We start from the raw sequence: 16418 nt of genomic DNA on the forward strand, positions 1-16418 counted from the left end.
CGGCCCTCAGGCGGCGCCGGCCAGGCGCGTGGCCTCGGCCAGATCGACCGACACCAGGCGGCTCACGCCGGGCTCGCGCATGGTCACGCCCATGAGCTGGCGCGCCGCCTCCATGGTGGCCTTGTTGTGGGTCACGAACAGGAACTGTACCTGTTCACTCATCTCGGACACCATCGCGCAGAAGCGGCCGACGTTGGCCTCGTCGAGCGGCGCGTCGACCTCGTCGAGCAGACAGAACGGCGCCGGATTCAGGCGGAAGATCGCGAACACCAGCGCCACCGCGGTCATCGCCTTCTCGCCGCCGGACAGCAGCGAGATGTTGGACACCCGCTTGCCCGGCGGGCGCGCCATGATCGCAACGCCGGTGTCGAGCAGGTCCTCGCCGGTCAGCTCCAGATAGGCGTGGCCGCCGCCGAACAGGCGCGGATACAGCTCCTGGATGCCGGCGTTGACGCGGTCGAAGGTGTCCTTGAAGCGGCCGCGCGTCTCGCGGTCGATCTTGCGGATCGCATCCTCGAGCGTCTCCAGCGCGGTGGTGAGGTCGGCGTGCTGGGCGTCCAGGTACTCCTTGCGCTGCGCGGCCTCGGCGTGTTCCTGGATCGCCGCGAGGTTGACCGGCTCGAGCCGGCGCAGGCGCGCATCGAGGTCGGCGACCGCCTTTTCCCAGGTCGCCGCGTCGGCGTCGTCGGACAGGCCGTTGAGCACGTCATCGAGCACGAAGCCGCCTTCCTGGATCGCCTGCGTCAGGCCTTCGGCCTTCAGCATCAGCGCCTGCAGTTCCAGCCGGCGCTGACCGATCGCCTCGCGCTGCTGGATCGCCTGCTCGTCGCGCTGCTGGCGGATCTGCTCGAAGCGGCGCAGCTCGTGGTCGATGCCGTCGAGCGCGCTGCGCGCGGACGCGAGGTGCTGCTCGGCCAGCACGCGCTGCTCCAGCGCGACCTGCCGCTGCTGCTCCAGCTCGCGCACCGGCGCGTCGCCCTCGGCGAGCTGGCGGCCGAGTTCCTCCAGCCGCAGGTCGAGCTGGCCGCGCTGGCCGCCCATGCGTTCCAGCGCCTGCGACAGCGCGGCGATCTGGGTGCGCTGCGATTCCAGCGTGAGCGCGAGCGCATGCGCGGCGTCGCGCACCTCGCGCGCGGCGGTGCGGGCATGGTCGCGGGCTTCGCCGAGCGTGCGGCGCTCGGCTTCGAGCCGCTGGCGGGTCTCTTCCAGCTCGGCCATGCGCGTGACCGCGTCCTCCTGCCGCGCGCGGGCCTCGCGCGCCTGCTCGCGGGCGGTCTCCAGCGTGGCCGCGAGCTGCGCGAGTTCGGCATCGATCTTCTCGATGCGTCCGCGCGCGGAATCGATGCGGCCCTGCTGGCTCTGGATCTGCCCGGCCAGTTCCGACACCCCGCGGTGCGCCAGGTACAGGCTGCGCTGGGCGTCCTCGCGCTGCTGCTCGCTGGCGAGCAGGCGGTCGCGCAGTTCGGTCAGGCGCGCTTCGAGCTCGCGCTCGCGCGCCTGCAGCGATTCGATCTCGGCGCGCAGGGCGTGGATCTCTTTTTCGCGCAGCAGCGCGCCGGAGGTCGGCGCGGTGGCGCGCGACACCCGCAGCCAGCCGCTGCCGAGGCGCTCGCCGGAGCGGGTGATGACCGACTCGTGCGGCCCGAGCGACGGCAGCAGCGCGCGCGCGGCGGCGAGGTCGTCGGCCACGTGCAGCGGCGCCAGCAGCGCGCGGATCGCGGCCGGGCCCTGCACTTTCGATGCGAGCGACGTGGCGGAATACGTCGCGGCGTCGCGCTGCGGCGACACCAGCGCCAGACGGCCATCGGCCAGTTCGGCCAGCGCATCGACCAGCGTCTCCGGCGCATCGACCAGCACCGCCTCGATCAGTTGGCCGAGTGCGGCCTCCACCGCCCCTTCCCAGCCGGCCTCGACGTCGAGCGCCTCGCCGACGCGGGTGGCGTTATCGAGCCCGCGCGCCTGCAGCCAGGCCAGCGCGGCGCCCTGCTCCTGGCCGAGTGCGGCATGCTGCAGCGTCTCCAGCGAGGACAGCCGGCCGCGCGCGGCCTGCGCCTGCTTGCGCACGTCGGCCAGCTCCTGCTGGGTCGCGCGCTGCTGCTCCTGCACCTCGGCGACCGCGCGCTTGCGGGCTTCCAGGTCCTCGGTCAGCACCTCGAGCGCGGCCTTGCGCTCCTCGTGCTGAAGCTGCAGTTCGGCGAACGCTTCGCTGAGCGCGGTGAGGTCGAGCCCGGCCCGCTCGGCGGTGAGCGCCTCGCGGCGGCGTTCGGCGTCCAGCGCCTGGCGGTCGAGGTGCTCGATGCGGGTGCGCTCGACGTCGGCCGCACGCGCGGCCTCGGCCTGCGCGCGGCTGTGCGCCTCCCACCGCTGCTGCCAGTCGGCCAGCTTCGCCTCGGCCTCGCGCAGCGCCTCCTGGCGCGCCTCGTCCTCCTCGCGCAGCTGCTCCAGGCGCGGTTCGTCGCGCTCGACCGCCTCGCGCAGCACCTGCAGCTTGGTCGCGTCGCTGCCGATGTGCTGGCCGAGTTCGGCCAGCGCCTGTTCGGCCTCCTCGCGCGCGCGCTGCAGGCGCGCGGTCATCTCGCGCTGGTGCTGGATCTGCTGTTCGATACGCGCCAGCGTGGCGCTGACCTCGTAGCTGGCGGCCTGCGCCTTGCTCAGCGCCTCGGCGGCCTCGTCGCGGCGGGCGCGGCCGGTTTCCAGTTCGCGCTCGGCCTCGCGCTGCTCGGCGATCAGCTGCTGCAGGCGGGTCTCCTGCTGCGAGAGCTTCTCGCGCTGGGCCTGCAACTTCGCATCGAGCGCGCGGTATTCCAGCGCCTTCCACTCCGCATCCTTGACCTTGCGCTCGGCCTGCAGCGCCTGGTACTGCTCGGCCTGGCGCGCCTGGCGGCGCAGGTGTTCGAGCTGCTTGCCGACTTCCTCGCGCAGGTCGTTGAGGCGGTCGAGGTTCTCGCGGGTGTGGCGGATGCGGGTCTCGGTCTCCTTGCGGCGCTCCTTGTACTTGGAGATGCCGGCCGCTTCTTCGAGGTAGACGCGCAGTTCCTCGGGCTTGGCCTCGATGATCTGGCTGATCATCCCCTGCTCGATGATCGAGTAGCTGCGCGGACCGAGGCCGGTGCCGAGGAACAGGTCGGTGATGTCGCGCCGGCGGCAGCGCGTGCCGTTGAGGTAGTAGTTGCTCTGGCCATCGCGGCCGACCGTGCGCTTGACCGAGATCTCGTTGAACGCGGCGTACTCGCCGGTGATCGTGCGGTCGGAGTTGTCGAAGATCAGCTCGACGGTGGCCTGCGACACCGGCTTGCGGGTGGTGCTGCCCGCGAAGATCACGTCGGTCAGCGAATCGCCGCGCAGGCGGCTGGCCGAGCTTTCGCCCATCACCCAGCGCACCGCGTCGATGATGTTCGACTTGCCGCAGCCGTTGGGCCCGACGATGCCGGTCATGTTGGTCGGCAGGTGCAGCGTGGTCGGATCGACGAACGATTTGAACCCGGACAGCTTGATGGTGGACAGACGCATGCGGCGGACGGCCCCTCGCCGGCGCGGGTCGCGCCGTCGGTGAGAAACGGGATCAACTTGATCGCCCAACCCCCTGATCGGACTGGGCACGACGGCCGCGGCTGCACCGCGGTTTCACGCGAGTATACCGGCGGGCCCGACCCTGCGCGGACGCGGTTCAGACGCCCAGGCGGGCACCGCTCGCGGCGTCGAACAGATGCACACAGGCGCCGTCGAACGTCAGCCCGATGCGCGCGCCGGGCTCGGGCATGGGGCCGGGCGGCGTGCGCGCGACCAGCGCATCGCGGCCGCATCGCAGGTTCAGGAACATCTCGTTGCCGACCGGCTCCACCAGCTCCAGCTCGGCCTGCAGCGGCGCGTGCGGCCCCGCGGGGCGCAGGTGCTCGGGCCGGATGCCGAGCGCCACCTCGGCCTCCAGCGCCGCGGCGGGCGGCCGGAAGCCGTCGGGCAGCGGCACCTGCGAACCGTCCGCGCGCCGCAGGCGCAGGCCGTCGGCGCGCACCAGCCGGCCGCGCAGCACGTTCATGGCCGGACTGCCGAGGAAGGTGGCCACGAACAGGTTGGCCGGCCGGTCGTACAGCGCCATCGGGGTGTCGATCTGCTGGATGCGCCCGTCGCGCAGGACGACGATGCGCTGGCCGAGCGTCATCGCCTCGATCTGGTCGTGGGTGACGTAGATCATGGTCGCGCCCAGTTGCCGGTGCAGCCGCGCGATCTCCACCCGCATGCCGGCGCGCAGACGGGCGTCGAGGTTGGACAGCGGCTCGTCGAGCAGGAACACCTGCGGCTCGCGCACCAGCGCGCGGCCGAGCGCGACACGCTGCCGCTGCCCGCCCGACAGCGCCGCCGGGCGGCGGTCGAGCAGATCGCCCAGCTCCAGCATCGCCGCCACCGCCCGCACCCGCGCGTCGATGGCGGCGCGCGGCGCACCGCGCAGGCGCAGCGCGAAGCCCAGGTTCTCGGCCACCGTCATGTGCGGATAGAGCGCATAGCTCTGGAACACCATGGCGATGTCGCGGTCGCGGGGCGGAACGTCGTTCACCCGCCGCCCGCCGATCCGCAGCTCGCCGGAGGTGATCGATTCCAGCCCCGCGATCATGCGCAGCAGGGTCGACTTGCCGCAGCCGGAGGGCCCCACCAGCGCCAGCAGCTCGCCGTCGGCGACCTCGAAGGTGGCCTCGTCCACGGCCGCGTGGCCGTTGCCGTAGACCTTGCGCAGCCGCTCCAGGGTGACACCCGCCATCGGTCCGCCTCGCTGGGGAAAGTGCGCCCGGGTCCGGTGCAACGGGCGCCAAGGTCCGCTATTCTGCCCATGTAACCGTTTTCACGCATGCCGCCGTGCAGCACGTCCGGAGCCCGCGATGACCGACGCCTTCGCCTTTCCCGACGGTTTCCTGTGGGGAGCCGCGACCGCCGCGCACCAGATCGAAGGCTCGCCGCTGGCCGACGGCGCCGGTCCCAGCATCTGGACCCGGTTCGCGCACACGCCCGGCCTCACCCACAACGGCGATACCGGCGACGTCGCCTGCGATCACTACCGGCGCTGGAAGGACGACGTGCGGCTGATGCGCGAGCTGGGGCTGACGGCGTACCGGTTCAGCGTGTCGTGGAGCCGCGTGCTGCCGGAGGGCACCGGGCGGGTCAATCCTGCCGGGCTCGATTTCTACTCGCGGCTGGTCGATGCGCTGCTGGAAGCCGGCATCGAGCCGCTGCTCACCCTCTACCACTGGGATCTGCCCGCGGCGCTGGACGACCGCGGCGGCTGGCTCAACCGCGACTGCGCGGGCTGGTTCGCCGAGTACGCGACGGTGATGGCCAAGGCGCTGGACGGCCGCGTGCGCAAGTGGGTCACGCTCAACGAGCCTTGGGTGATCACCGACGGCGGCTACCTGCACGGCGCGCTCGCCCCCGGTCATCGCAACAAGTACGAAGCGCCGATCGCCAGCCACAACCTGATGCGCGCGCACGGCGCCGCGGTGCAGGCCTACCGCGCGGTCGGCCGCCACGAGATCGGCCTGGTGGTGAACATCGAGCCGAAGTACCCCGCAAGCGACGCGCCCGAGGACCAGACGGCCACCCGGCGCGCGCACGCGTACATGAACGAGCAGTACCTGCACCCCGCCCTGCTCGGCCACTACCCGCCCGAGCTGCGCGAGATCTTCGGCGATGCCTGGCCCGACTGGCCCGCGGAGGATTTCGCGCTGATCCGCCAGCCGCTCGATTTCTTGGGCATCAACTACTACACGCGCAACGTCACCCGCGCCGACGGGAGCTGGCCGCTGAAGGCGGGCGCGGTGAAGCAGCCGTCGGCCACCTACACCGAGACCGGCTGGGAAGTGTTCCCGCAGGGGCTGACCGACACCCTGCTGTGGGTCAGGCGCACCTACGGCGACATTCCGCTGTACGTCACCGAGAACGGCGCGGCGTTCTTCGACCCGCCGGTGGCCGAGGGCGGGCGCGTGCGCGACCCGCTGCGCATCGATTACCTGCGCAGGCACCTGCGCGCCGTGCACGAGGCCATCCGCGCCGGCTGCGACATCCGCGGCTACATGGTGTGGTCGCTGCTGGACAACCTGGAGTGGTCGCTGGGCTACTCCAAGCGCTTCGGCATCGTCCACGTGAACTACGCCACGCAGCAGCGCACGGTGAAGGACAGCGGTCGCTGGTACGCGAACGTCGTGCGCAGCCACGGCCGCGCGCTGGGCGAGCCGCTGCCCTACTGACGCGCCTCAGCGCAGCTCGAAGGCGTCGGCATCCAGCATCGCCGGGAAGTGCCGGCGGTGCTCGTCGAGGGTCGGGCCGATCAGCGTCGTGGTGACCACGACCTCCTCGTCCGCGCATTCGCTGACCGGATGGCCCATGAAATCGATGATCGCGCTCTCGCCGTCGTAGCGCAGGCCGTTGCCGTCGGTGCCGACCCGATTGAGGCCGGCGACGAAGCAGAGGTTTTCGATCGCGCGCGCGCGCAGCAGCGTGCGCCAGGCGTAGGAACGCGCCGCCGGCCAGTTGGCGACGTAGACCAGCAGGTCGTAATCCAGACCGCCCGGCCGCTCGACGTCGTAACGGTTGCGCGAGAACACCGGGAAACGCAGGTCGTAGCAGATCAGCGGACAGATCCGCCAGCCGCGCCACTCCACCGTCAGCCGGTCGCGGCCCGGCGCGTAGCGCTCGTGTTCCTTCGCGTAGCGGAACAGGTGGCGCTTGTCGTAGGTCTGCACGTCGCCGTCGGGCGTGACGAACAGCAGACGGTTGTAGATCTGCCCGTCCGCCCGCAACTGCACGCTGCCGCACAGCGCGGCATCGAGTTCGGCCGCCCGTTCGCGCATCCACGCCACCGTCGGACCGTCCATGGTCTCGGCGTTGCGCACCGCCTCGTTGCTGAAGCCGCTGGTGAACGTCTCCGGCAGCAGCACCAGGTCGGTCTGCCCATGCAGCGGCGCGATCAGATGCCCGTAGTAGTCGCGATTGCCGGCCGGATCGAGCCAGCGGGTATCGCCCTGGACCATCGAGACGCGGAGGTTCTTCATCGGCAGTTCCCGCTCAGAGCGCCTTCAGCCGCTCGATGGCGGCGTCCAGCGTGGATTCGTTCTTGGCGAAGCACAGGCGCGCCAGGCGCTGGCCCTCGGGCGCGATGGCGTAGAACGGCGACAACGGAATCGCCGCCACGCCCTTCTCGGCGGTCAGCCAGCGGCAGAACGCGAGATCGTCGAGATCGCTCACCGCCGAGTAGTCGACCAGTTGGAAATAGCCGCCCGGCACCGGCAGCGGGCGCAGCCGGGTCTGCGCGAGCTGGCGCTGGAAGCGGTCGCGCTTGGCCTGGTAGAACGCGCCGAGCCGTTCGTAGTGCTCCGGCTCGTGCGCGATCATCTCGGCGAACGCCCATTGCGCCGGCGCGAACGTGCAGAACACGTTGTACTGGTGCACCTTGCGGAACTCCGCCGACAGCAGCGGCGGCGCGATGCAGTAGCCGACTTTCCAGCCGGTGCAGTGGTAGGTCTTGCCGAAGCTGGACACCACGAACGCACGCTCGCGCAGCTCCGGATAACGCAGTACCGACTCGTGCCGGCGGCCGTCGAACACGATGTGCTCGTAGACCTCGTCGGACAGCAGGTACAGGCCCGCCGACTGCACCAGCCGCGTCAGCTCCGCCATGTCCTCGGGCGTCAGCATCGCGCCGGACGGGTTGTGCGGGCTGTTGATCATCAGCATCCGCGTGCTGGGGGTGATCGCGCGCTCCACGCGCTCCCAGTCGGGCGCGAAGGTGAGCGGATCCAGCGGCACGTGCACCGCGCGCCCGCCGGCCAGCTCGATCGCGGGCTCGTAGCAGTCGTAGCAGGGGTCGAGCACGACGACCTCGTCGCCCGGCCGCACCACCGCGTGCACGGCATCGAAGATGGCCTCGGTCGCGCCGGAGGTGACGGTGATTTCGGTGTCGGCGTCCGGGCGCCAGCCGTAGCAGCGCTCGGTCTTGCCGGCGATGGCCTCGCGCAGCGCGGGCACGCCGGTCATGGGCGCGTACTGGTTCCTGCCTTCGCGCATGGCGCGCGCGAGCGCCTCGACCAGCCGCGGCGGCACCTCGAAGTCCGGAAAGCCCTGGCCGAGGTTCACCGCGCCGTGCTCCATCGCCAGTTGCGACATGACGGTGAAGATGGTCGTGCCGACCTTCGGCAGCTTGGTCTCGGGGACGACGGTGTCGGTCATCGCGCGCTCGGCGGTGGAGGGAGTGCCGAAGTGTACGGAAAGCCGGTGAACCGGTTGCGCGCGTCGCGTTTGCGGGACGACGGCGGCGCACGGGACACTGTGGCGATGAACGAGCCCGTCCAGCCCGATCCGTCCGCCCTCGCCGAGGCCTACCGCAACGCGCGTTATGGCGTTTCGCTCGACGGCGACCGCTTCGATCTGCGCGTCGGCGCGCGCACGCGCGATCTGGAGGCGTACTGGCCGGCGGCACGCTACGTTCTGTTGACCGCGTGGAATCCGCGCTCGCTGCCGCAGCCGGCGGAGGCCAACCGGCTCGCCGACGATCTGCTCCGCGAGCGCCTGCGCCAGGCCGGCGTCCTGCACGCGCGCGCCTGGGCCAGCGCCGAGGACGGCGCGTGGCACGAGGACGGCTGGCTGCTGGGCGAGATCGCGTTCGACGAGGCGCACGCGCTGGCGCGCGAATTCGGCCAGGCCGGCGTGCTGGCATGGACGCGCGGCGAGCCGGTGCGTCTTCACATGCTGCTGCCACGGCCGCCGCACGCGCCGCCGGCCGACTGGACCGAGTGGGTAGAATGACCGGCTCTCGCGGCCCGCTCCGCCGCCGAACCCGCCGATGACCCCGACCGCTTCCGCCGCGCCGCCGCTGCTCGAGGCCCGCGGCCTGCGCTTCACGCGCAACGACGAGCCCGTGTTCGGTCCGCTCGACTTCGCCGTCGACGCGGGCGAGGCGCTGCTGGTGCAGGGCGAGAACGGCTCCGGCAAGACCACCCTGCTGCGCGTGCTGGCCGGCCTGCTGCGCGCGGACGCCGGCGAGATCCGCATCGACGGCGAACCGGCCAGCGCGGCGCGGCGCGCGCGGGCGATCGCCTACCTGGGCCATCTGCCGGCGTTCAAGGCCGACCTCACCGCGCTGGAGAACCTGCGTTTCCTGTGCGGCCTGCACGGCCGCCGGCGCGCGCAGCTTCCGGAGCAGGCGATCGCGATGGTCGGCCTCGCCGGCTACGAGGACGCGCTGGCGCGGCAACTGTCGGCCGGTCAGAAGAAACGGCTGTCGCTCGCCCGCATGTGGCTGGCGCCGGCGCCGCTGTGGCTGCTCGACGAACCGTACGCGAACCTCGACCTGCCCGGCATCGAACTGGTGAACCGGATGGTGCAGGCGCACCTGCGCGGCGGCGGCGCGGCCCTCGTCACCACCCACGGCGCCTACGCCGCGCCGCCGGTGCGCACGCGCATGCTGGTGCTGGAACGGACGGGAGCGGCCGCATGAGCAACGCCCTCGTGCCCACCCTCGCCGGCACCGCGCGCGCGCTGCTCGCGCGCGACCTGCGTCTGCTCTGGCGTCGCCGCGGCGATGCGCTGCAGCCGGCGCTGTTCGCGCTGCTGGTGGTGGTGCTGTTCGCGCTCGGCCTGGGCGGCGAGCCGCAGGCGCTGGCGAAGGTCGCCCCCGCCGTGCTGTGGCTGGCGGTGCTGCTGGCGGGCCTGCTGGCGCTCGACTCCCTGTTCCGTGGCGATGCCGAGGACGGCTCGCTCGAACAATGGATGCTGGCGCCGGTGCCGCTGGCCTGGCTGGTCGCGGTGCGCACGGCCGTGCACTGGGCCACCACCGCGCTGCCGCTGCTGCTGGCCACGCCGCTGCTGGGCGAGCTGCTCTACCTGCCGCGCGCGCAACTGCCCGTGCTGATGGTGTCGCTGGCGCTCGGCACGCCGCTGTTGAGCCTGCTGGGCGCGGTGGTGGCGGCGCTGACCGTGGGCATGCGCCGCTCGGGCGTGCTGGTCGCGCTGCTGGCGCTGCCGCTGTACGTGCCGGTGCTGGTGTTCGGCGCCGGCAGCGTGGCCGCGGCCGCGCAGGGGCTCGATCCCGTCGGCGCCCTGCTGCTGCTCGCGGCGGGGCTGGCGGTGGCGGTGGTGCTGGCGCCGCTCGCCGCCGCGGCCGCGATCCGCATCGCCCTGAGCTGAACCGCTTGAGCCCGATCAAACGGCCGACCTGCCGATCGGGGACAATACGCCCCCGAAGACCCGCCTCCGGTCCGGACCCGACCCGATGAATCCGCTCGTCCGCTGGTTCCACCAACTCGGCTCGCCGCCGTACTTCGACCGCTTCGCCGCGCGCTGGGCGCCGTGGGGCTACGGCCTCGGCCTGCTCGCCATGGCGGTCGGCCTGTACGGCGCGCTGTTCCAGGTGCCGGCCGACTACCAGCAGGGCGACAGCTTCCGCATCCTCTACATCCACGTGCCAAGCGCGTGGATGAGCATGGCGGTGTTCGCGCTGATGGCGCTGTACGCCGCGATCGCGCTGATCTGGCGGATCAAGCTGTGCGAGATCCTGGCGATGGCGTGCGCGCCGATCGGCGCCGCGTTCACCGTGATCACGCTCGCCACCGGCTCGATCTGGGGCAAGCCGATGTGGGGCACCTGGTGGGACTGGGATCCGCGCCTGACCACCGAGCTGATCCTGCTGTTCCTCTACCTCGGCGTGATCGGCCTCTACCACGCGATCGACGACCGCCGCGCCGCCGCGCGCGCCGCCGGCCTGCTCGCCATCGTCGGCGTCGCGCTGCTGCCGGTGATCCGCTACTCGGTGGTGTGGTGGAACTCGTTGCACCAGGGCCAGACCATCCGCCTGCTGGGCGAATCGTCGATGGACGCGAGCATGCTGCCGCCGCTAATCTGGATGATCGTCGGCACCAAGCTGTGGTTCCTCGGCGCGCTGCTGGACCGCGCGCGCGCCGACAACCTGCGGCGCGAGGCCGGCAAGGCGTGGGTGGCCGAACTGGCCCGCCGCGGAGCGCGCGCATGAGCTATCAGGAATATGTGATCGCCGCCTACGCGGTGTTCGTGCTCGTGCTCGGCTGGGACTTCCTCGCCACCCGCCTGCAGATCCGCCGCCAACTGCGCGAGGCCCGTCGCCGCGCGCAGCGGCAGGCGCCCCGTCCGACTCCGGAAGAACTCACCCGATGAACCCGACCCGCCGCCGCCGTCTGCTCTGGGTGCTCGCGCTGCTCGCCGCGGGCGCCGTCGCCGTTTCGCTGATCGCGATGGCCCTGCAGCGCAACGTCGCCTACCTCTACACGCCGAGCGAAGTGCTGTCGGGCGAGGCCGGCGCCAACGTCGCCGACGGCAGCGCGCGCTTCCGTCTGGGCGGCATGGTCGCCAAGGGTTCGTTCAAGCGCGCCGAGGGTTCGCTCGAGTCGCACTTCCGCGTCACCGACGGCGATGCCGAGCTGCCGGTGGTCTACACCGGCATCCTGCCCGACCTGTTCCGCGAGGATCAGGCGGTGGTCGCCACCGGCCGCATGCAGGGCGGGCGCTTCGTCGCCGAACAGGTGCTCGCCAAGCACGACGAGACCTACATGCCCAAGGAAGTGGCCGACAAGATGGGCAAGGCGCACCGCAAGCACAACGTGCAGGACGCGCCGGCGGCGGGCACGGCGCCGTGATGGGCCTACGTTCGCAGGGCGTCCGGCCCGCATTCCCGTCGGTTCCGCGAAAGCGGGAACCCAGGGACGTCGCCCTGTGGGGGAGCCATGCACGTCCAGGGCTCTTCGCCGCTCGTTCCGGACCCGAGGTCCGCACCCCAACCTCTTTCCCGCACGCGGGAGAGGGGCCCGACGCACGCTGACGCCATGCTTCCCGAACTCGGTCAATTCGCCCTCGTCCTCGCGCTGCTGGTGTCGGTGCTGCAGGCGATCCTGCCGCTGGTGGGCGCGCAGCGCGGGATCGCCGCGTGGACCGCGGTCGCGCGGCCGGCGGCCTATGCGCAACTGGCGCTGGTGGCGCTGGCGTTCGCCATCCTGACGCACGCGTTCGTGGTGCAGGACTTCTCGCTGCGCTACGTCGCGCAGAACAGCAATTCGCTGCTGCCGGTGATGTACCGCTACTCCGCGGTGTGGGGCGCGCACGAGGGCTCGCTGCTGCTGTGGGCGCTGGTGCTGGCGCTGTGGACCGGCGCGGTGGCGCGCTTCTCGCAGCGGCTGCCGGCGGAGGTGATCGCGCGCGTGCTCGGCGTGATGGGCATCGTCAGCGTCGGCTTCCTCGCGTTCCTGATCTTCACCAGCAACCCGTTCGAGCGCCTGCTGCCGGCCGCGCCGGAAGGCCGCGACCTCAATCCGCTGCTGCAGGATCCCGGCCTGATCATCCACCCGCCAATGCTCTACATGGGCTACGTCGGCTTCGCGGTGCCGTTCGCGTTCGCGATCGCGGCGCTGCTGGACGGCCGCATCGACGCCCGCTGGCTGCGCTGGACGCGGCCGTGGACCAACGTCGCCTGGGCGTTCCTGACGCTCGGCATCGCGCTCGGTTCGTGGTGGGCGTACTACGAGCTGGGCTGGGGCGGCTGGTGGTTCTGGGATCCGGTCGAGAACGCCAGCTTCATGCCGTGGCTCGCGGGCGCGGCGCTGCTGCATTCGCAGGCGGTGACCGAGAAGCGCGGCAGCTTCCGCGGCTGGACGCTGCTGCTCGCCATCGCCACGTTCGCGCTGTCGCTGCTCGGCACGTTCCTGGTGCGCTCGGGCGTGCTGACCAGCGTGCACGCGTTCGCCGCCGACCCGTCGCGCGGCATGTTCATCCTGGTGTTCCTGGCGATCGTGGTCGGCGGTTCGCTGCTGCTGTACGCGCTGCGCGCGCCGGGCGAGGAAGGCGGCAAGCCGTTCGCGCCGAGCTCGCGCGAGACCCTGTTGCTGGTGAACAACCTGCTGCTGTCGGCGGCGTGCGCGATGGTGCTGCTGGGCACGCTGTATCCGCTGCTGGCCGATGCGCTGGAACTGGGCAAGATCTCGGTCGGCCCGCCCTATTTCGCGCTGCTGTTCACCGTGCTGATGGCGCCGCTGGTGGCGGTGCTGCCGTTCGGGCCGCTGTTCAAGTGGCAGCGCGAGCAGGCCGCGAGGCCCGCGGCGATGCTGCTGCCGTGGCTGGGGCTGGCGCTCGGCGCCGCGGTCGCGGCGTTCTTCCTCGCGCCGCAGGGACCGTGGAAGGTCGCCGCCGGCATCGGCGGCGCGGTCTGGGTCGCGGCCGGCACGCTGCGCTTCGTGTGGGCGCGCCTGCGCAGTCCGGGCTCGCGGATGACCGCCGAGATGCTCGGCATGACTCTCGCGCATCTGGGCATCGCGGTGTTCCTGGTCGGCGCGCTGCTGGTCGAGGGCCTGAACGTGCAGCGCGAGGTCGCGGTGCGCGCGGGCGAGCGCGTCGAGCTCGACCGCCACGCGTTCCGTTTCGACGGCGTGCAGCGCCTGCGCGGTCCGAACTACGTGGCCGACCGCGCCACCGTCACCGTGTTCGAGGACGGCCGGCCGCTGGCGGTGCTGCATCCGGAGAAGCGCGCCTATGCCAGCGGCGGCCAGGTGATGACCGAGGCGGCGATGGAGCGCGGCCTGACCCGCGATCTGTACGTCGCGCTCGGCGAACCGCTCGGCGGCGAGGCCTGGGCGCTGCGGGTGCACGTGAAACCGTTCGTGCGCTGGATCTGGGCCGGCGCGCTGCTGATGATGCTGGGCGGCTTCGTCGCCGCCGCCGACCGCCGCTTCCGCCGCACGCAGGAGGTTGCCGCATGACCGAACGATCCAACGCCGCGCGCTGGGTGCCGCTGGCGATCGCGCTCGCGCTGGGGGCGCTGCTGCTGGCCGGCGTGCTGATCAGCCGCCGCGGGAACCGCGAGGCCCTGCCCTCGCCGCTGATCGGCAAGCCCGCGCCCGCGTTCGCGCTGCCGGTGCTGCACGAACCGCAGCGGATCGTGCGCAGCCAGGACCTGCGCGGCGCGCCGTACGTGCTCAACGTCTGGGGAAGCTGGTGCCCGGCCTGCCAGGACGAGCATCCGGTGCTGACCCGCTTCGCCGAGACCAAGCGCGTGCGCGTGGTCGGCTTCAACTGGAAGGACGAGCGCGAGGACGCGCTGCGCTGGCTGGAGCAGTTCGGCAACCCGTACTGGCTGGTGATCGCCGACTACGAGGGCAAGACCGCGATCGACTGGGGCATCTACGGCGCGCCGGAAACGTTCCTGGTGGACGCCGACGGCATCGTGCGCTGGAAGCACGTCGGGCCGCTGACCGAGGCGGTGGTGCGCGACGAGCTGCTGCCGGCGCTGGAGCAGGTCGAGCAGGCCGGCGCGGGGTTGCGGCTGTGATCGCCTCGCTGCGCGCCCTGCTGCTGGCGCTGGCGCTGCTCGCGCCGTGGGCGGCCGCGCAGCCGGCGGGCGACCCCGCGCCGCTGCAGTTCCGCGACGCCGCCGAGGAGCGCCGCTTCCACGCGCTGGTGAGCGAGTTGCGCTGCGTGATGTGCCAGAACCAGTCGCTGGCCGACTCCAACGCGCAGATCGCGGTGGATCTGCGGCGCGAGGTGCTGGAGCTGATGCGGCAGGGCAAGTCGGATGCCGAGATCAAGGACTTCCTGGTCGCGCGCTACGGCGAGTTCGTGCTGTACCGGCCGCCGGTCGACGCCAAGACCTGGCTGCTGTGGTTCGGCCCGGCGCTGGTGCTGCTGCTCGGCGGCTGGACGGTGTTCCGCATCGTGCGGCGCCGCGCCGGGACCGCCGCGCCGGCCCCCGCCCCCACCGACGATCAGGAGTGGTGATGTCGCCGACGGCCGCCTTCATCCTCGCCGCCGGCATCCTCGCGGTGCTGGCGCTGGGCTACGTGCTGATGCCGCTGTGGCGGCGCCGGCCGGTCGCGAGCGCGCTGGCGGTGGGCGTTCTCGCCGTCACCGCCGGCGCGCTCTACGTGCTGGTGGGGACGCCGCGCGCGCTCGATCCGGCGCAGGCGCGCACGCCGCGCACGCTGGCCGAGGCGATCGTGCAGCTCGAGGCGGAAGTCCGCCGCGAGCCGGACCAGGCCGAAGCCTGGCGCCTGCTCGGGCGCGCGTACACCGCCGAGAACCGCCGCGCCGAGGCCCGCGACGCGCTCGCCCGCGCCGCGCGCCTGCGGCCGCAGGATCCGGACGCCCTGGTCGAGGCCGCCGAGGCGCGCGCGCAGGCCTCGCCGCAGTTGCGGTTCGATGCCGAGGCGGTGGCCCTGCTCCGGCGCGCGCTGGAGGTCCAGCCGCAGCACCAGCGCGCGCGCTGGTTCCTCGGCATCGCGCTGCGTCAGGCCGGCCGGGCGGCCGAAGCCGCGAGCACGTGGGAACCGCTGCTGGCCGCGGTCCCGCCGCAGACCGCGGCCCGCCTGCGCGAGCAGATCGATCTCGCCCGCGCCGACGCCGGGCTGCCGCCGCTGCCCCGCGATGCGGCGGCGCAGGCGCTGACCGTGCGCGTCGCGCTCGACCCGGCGTTTGCCGCGCGGATGCCGGAGGGCGCGACGCTGTTCGTGATCGCCCGCCAGCCGGGCGCGCCGATGCCGGTGGCGGTCGAGAAGCGGCCCGCGGGGGGCTTCCCGCTCGAGGTCACGCTCGACGACGGCGACGGCCCGATGCCGACCGCGCGGCTGTCGTCGCTGCAGGAGGTCGAAGTCCTCGCCCGCCTGTCGCGCTCCGGCGATGCCGCGCGTCAGGCGGGCGACGTCGAGAGCGCACCGGTGCGGGTGCGGCTGCCGGCGCGCGCGCCGGTGGAACTGGTGCTGGGGCGCTGAGCCGCCGTCAGCGCACCGGGTAGACCCGCCCGGTCTCCGCGCCTTCCACCGAGCGGCTGTAGGCCAGCGCCACGCGCGCCGCCGGCACCGGTTCGAAGCCGCGGAAGAACGGGCCCAGCTCGGACATCGACTCCAGCAGCACGCCCGGGCTGACCGCGTTGATGCGCAGCCCGCGCGGCAGTTCGATCGCCGCCGCGCGCACGAACGCCTCGATCGCGCCGTTGGCCAGGCTGGCGGCGGCGCCGTACCGCACCGGCTGGTCGACCAGCACGCCCGAGGTGAGCGTGATCGAACCGCCATCGCGCAGGTACGCCTGCCCGACCAGCGCCAGGTTGACCTGCCCCATCAGCTTGTTGGCCACGCTGAAGGCCCACTGCTCGGGCGTGAGCTCCAGCAGCGGCGCCCAGCCCACCTGCCCCGCGGCCGAGACGATCGCGTCGACCGGCCCGACCGACTCCAGCGCCCGCCGGATGCTGTCGGCGTCCGCCAGGTCCAGCGTCACCGAGGCGCCACGCCGGCCGGCATCGACGATCTCGTGCCGCTGCGCCAGTTCGGCCGCCACCCCGCGCCCGACCGTGCCGTGCGCGCCCACCAGAAGGATCTTCATCGCTTGTCTCCAGAACCGGACCGGATTGGTCACGGCGGCCACTCTATTCG

At 72.4% G+C, this 16418-nt stretch carries 16 protein-coding genes; 11 read left to right on the top strand and 5 right to left on the bottom strand.

The features are described 5' to 3' along the window. Positions 1 to 6 precede the first annotated feature (6 nt). Positions 7 to 3510 (bottom strand): chromosome segregation protein SMC, encoded by a 3504-nt coding sequence (gene smc / locus FQY64_RS04720; protein WP_146472552.1) that lies wholly within the window; start codon positions 3508 to 3510, stop codon positions 7 to 9. Positions 3511 to 3667: 157 nt separating this feature from the next. After that, positions 3668 to 4753: an ABC transporter ATP-binding protein gene (locus FQY64_RS04725; protein ID WP_146472553.1), complete on the bottom strand. Its 1086-nt coding sequence runs from the start codon at positions 4751 to 4753 to the stop codon at positions 3668 to 3670. Between the two features lie 118 nt (positions 4754 to 4871). Between FQY64_RS04725 and FQY64_RS04730 the strand changes: the two genes are divergently transcribed. Then, a complete protein-coding gene (locus FQY64_RS04730) occupies positions 4872 to 6233 on the top strand; it encodes a GH1 family beta-glucosidase (RefSeq protein WP_146472554.1) in 1362 nt (453 codons plus the stop codon). A 6-nt stretch (positions 6234 to 6239) separates the two neighbouring features. On the opposite strand, the gene FQY64_RS04735 is transcribed toward FQY64_RS04730, so the two are convergent. Beyond that, a complete protein-coding gene (locus FQY64_RS04735) occupies positions 6240 to 7037 on the bottom strand; it encodes an amidohydrolase (RefSeq protein WP_146472555.1) in 798 nt (265 codons plus the stop codon). Positions 7038 to 7050: 13 nt separating this feature from the next. Continuing rightward, positions 7051 to 8211 carry a pyridoxal phosphate-dependent aminotransferase gene (locus FQY64_RS04740; protein WP_146472556.1) on the bottom strand — a complete coding sequence of 387 codons (1161 nt, stop codon included), beginning with the start codon at positions 8209 to 8211 and terminating at the stop codon, positions 7051 to 7053. 105 nt (positions 8212 to 8316) lie between these two features. Here FQY64_RS04740 and FQY64_RS04745 point away from each other — a divergent pair, with 105 nt between their 5' ends. From FQY64_RS04745 to FQY64_RS04790, 10 genes are all read left to right on the top strand, one after another. Continuing rightward, a complete protein-coding gene (locus FQY64_RS04745) occupies positions 8317 to 8787 on the top strand; it encodes a DUF3293 domain-containing protein (protein ID WP_146472557.1) in 471 nt (156 codons plus the stop codon). Between the two features lie 37 nt (positions 8788 to 8824). Next, the gene (gene ccmA / locus FQY64_RS04750) at positions 8825 to 9478 is read left to right on the top strand and encodes a heme ABC exporter ATP-binding protein CcmA (RefSeq protein ID WP_146472558.1); all 654 of its coding nucleotides are present in this window, start codon (positions 8825 to 8827) and stop codon (positions 9476 to 9478) included. Beyond that, a complete protein-coding gene (gene ccmB, locus FQY64_RS04755) occupies positions 9475 to 10167 on the top strand; it encodes a heme exporter protein CcmB (protein ID WP_146472559.1) in 693 nt (230 codons plus the stop codon). Before ccmA ends, ccmB begins: the two co-directional genes overlap by 4 nt. Positions 10168 to 10252: 85 nt before the next feature. Continuing rightward, on the top strand, positions 10253 to 11008 hold the full coding sequence (gene ccmC, locus FQY64_RS04760; RefSeq protein ID WP_146472560.1) for a heme ABC transporter permease CcmC: 756 nt from the start codon (positions 10253 to 10255) through the stop codon (positions 11006 to 11008). Beyond that, positions 11005 to 11169, top strand: a complete 165-nt coding sequence (gene ccmD, locus FQY64_RS04765; protein WP_146472561.1) for a heme exporter protein CcmD — start codon at positions 11005 to 11007, stop codon at positions 11167 to 11169. The genes ccmC and ccmD overlap by 4 nt, the downstream gene beginning before the upstream one ends. Continuing rightward, complete coding sequence (ccmE, locus tag FQY64_RS04770) at positions 11166 to 11648, top strand: cytochrome c maturation protein CcmE (RefSeq protein ID WP_146472562.1); 483 nt, start codon at positions 11166 to 11168, stop codon at positions 11646 to 11648. Before ccmD ends, ccmE begins: the two co-directional genes overlap by 4 nt. Positions 11649 to 11834: 186 nt before the next feature. Continuing rightward, a complete protein-coding gene (locus tag FQY64_RS04775; protein WP_146472563.1) occupies positions 11835 to 13757 on the top strand; it encodes a heme lyase CcmF/NrfE family subunit in 1923 nt (640 codons plus the stop codon). After that, positions 13754 to 14326: a DsbE family thiol:disulfide interchange protein gene (locus FQY64_RS04780; RefSeq protein WP_146472564.1), complete on the top strand. Its 573-nt coding sequence runs from the start codon at positions 13754 to 13756 to the stop codon at positions 14324 to 14326. Before FQY64_RS04775 ends, FQY64_RS04780 begins: the two co-directional genes overlap by 4 nt. A gap of 8 nt (positions 14327 to 14334) precedes the next feature. After that, the gene (locus FQY64_RS04785; RefSeq protein ID WP_146472592.1) at positions 14335 to 14772 is read left to right on the top strand and encodes a cytochrome c-type biogenesis protein; all 438 of its coding nucleotides are present in this window, start codon (positions 14335 to 14337) and stop codon (positions 14770 to 14772) included. Continuing rightward, a complete protein-coding gene (locus FQY64_RS04790; protein WP_146472565.1) occupies positions 14772 to 15761 on the top strand; it encodes a c-type cytochrome biogenesis protein CcmI/CycH in 990 nt (329 codons plus the stop codon). Before FQY64_RS04785 ends, FQY64_RS04790 begins: the two co-directional genes overlap by 1 nt. Before the next feature lie 7 nt (positions 15762 to 15768). On the opposite strand, the gene FQY64_RS04795 is transcribed toward FQY64_RS04790, so the two are convergent. Further along, positions 15769 to 16368 (bottom strand): short chain dehydrogenase, encoded by a 600-nt coding sequence (locus FQY64_RS04795; protein ID WP_146472566.1) that lies wholly within the window; start codon positions 16366 to 16368, stop codon positions 15769 to 15771. Positions 16369 to 16418 lie beyond the last annotated feature (50 nt).

Source organism: Vulcaniibacterium thermophilum, assembly GCF_007923255.1.
Classification (GTDB): domain Bacteria; phylum Pseudomonadota; class Gammaproteobacteria; order Xanthomonadales; family Xanthomonadaceae; genus Lysobacter_F; species Lysobacter_F thermophilum.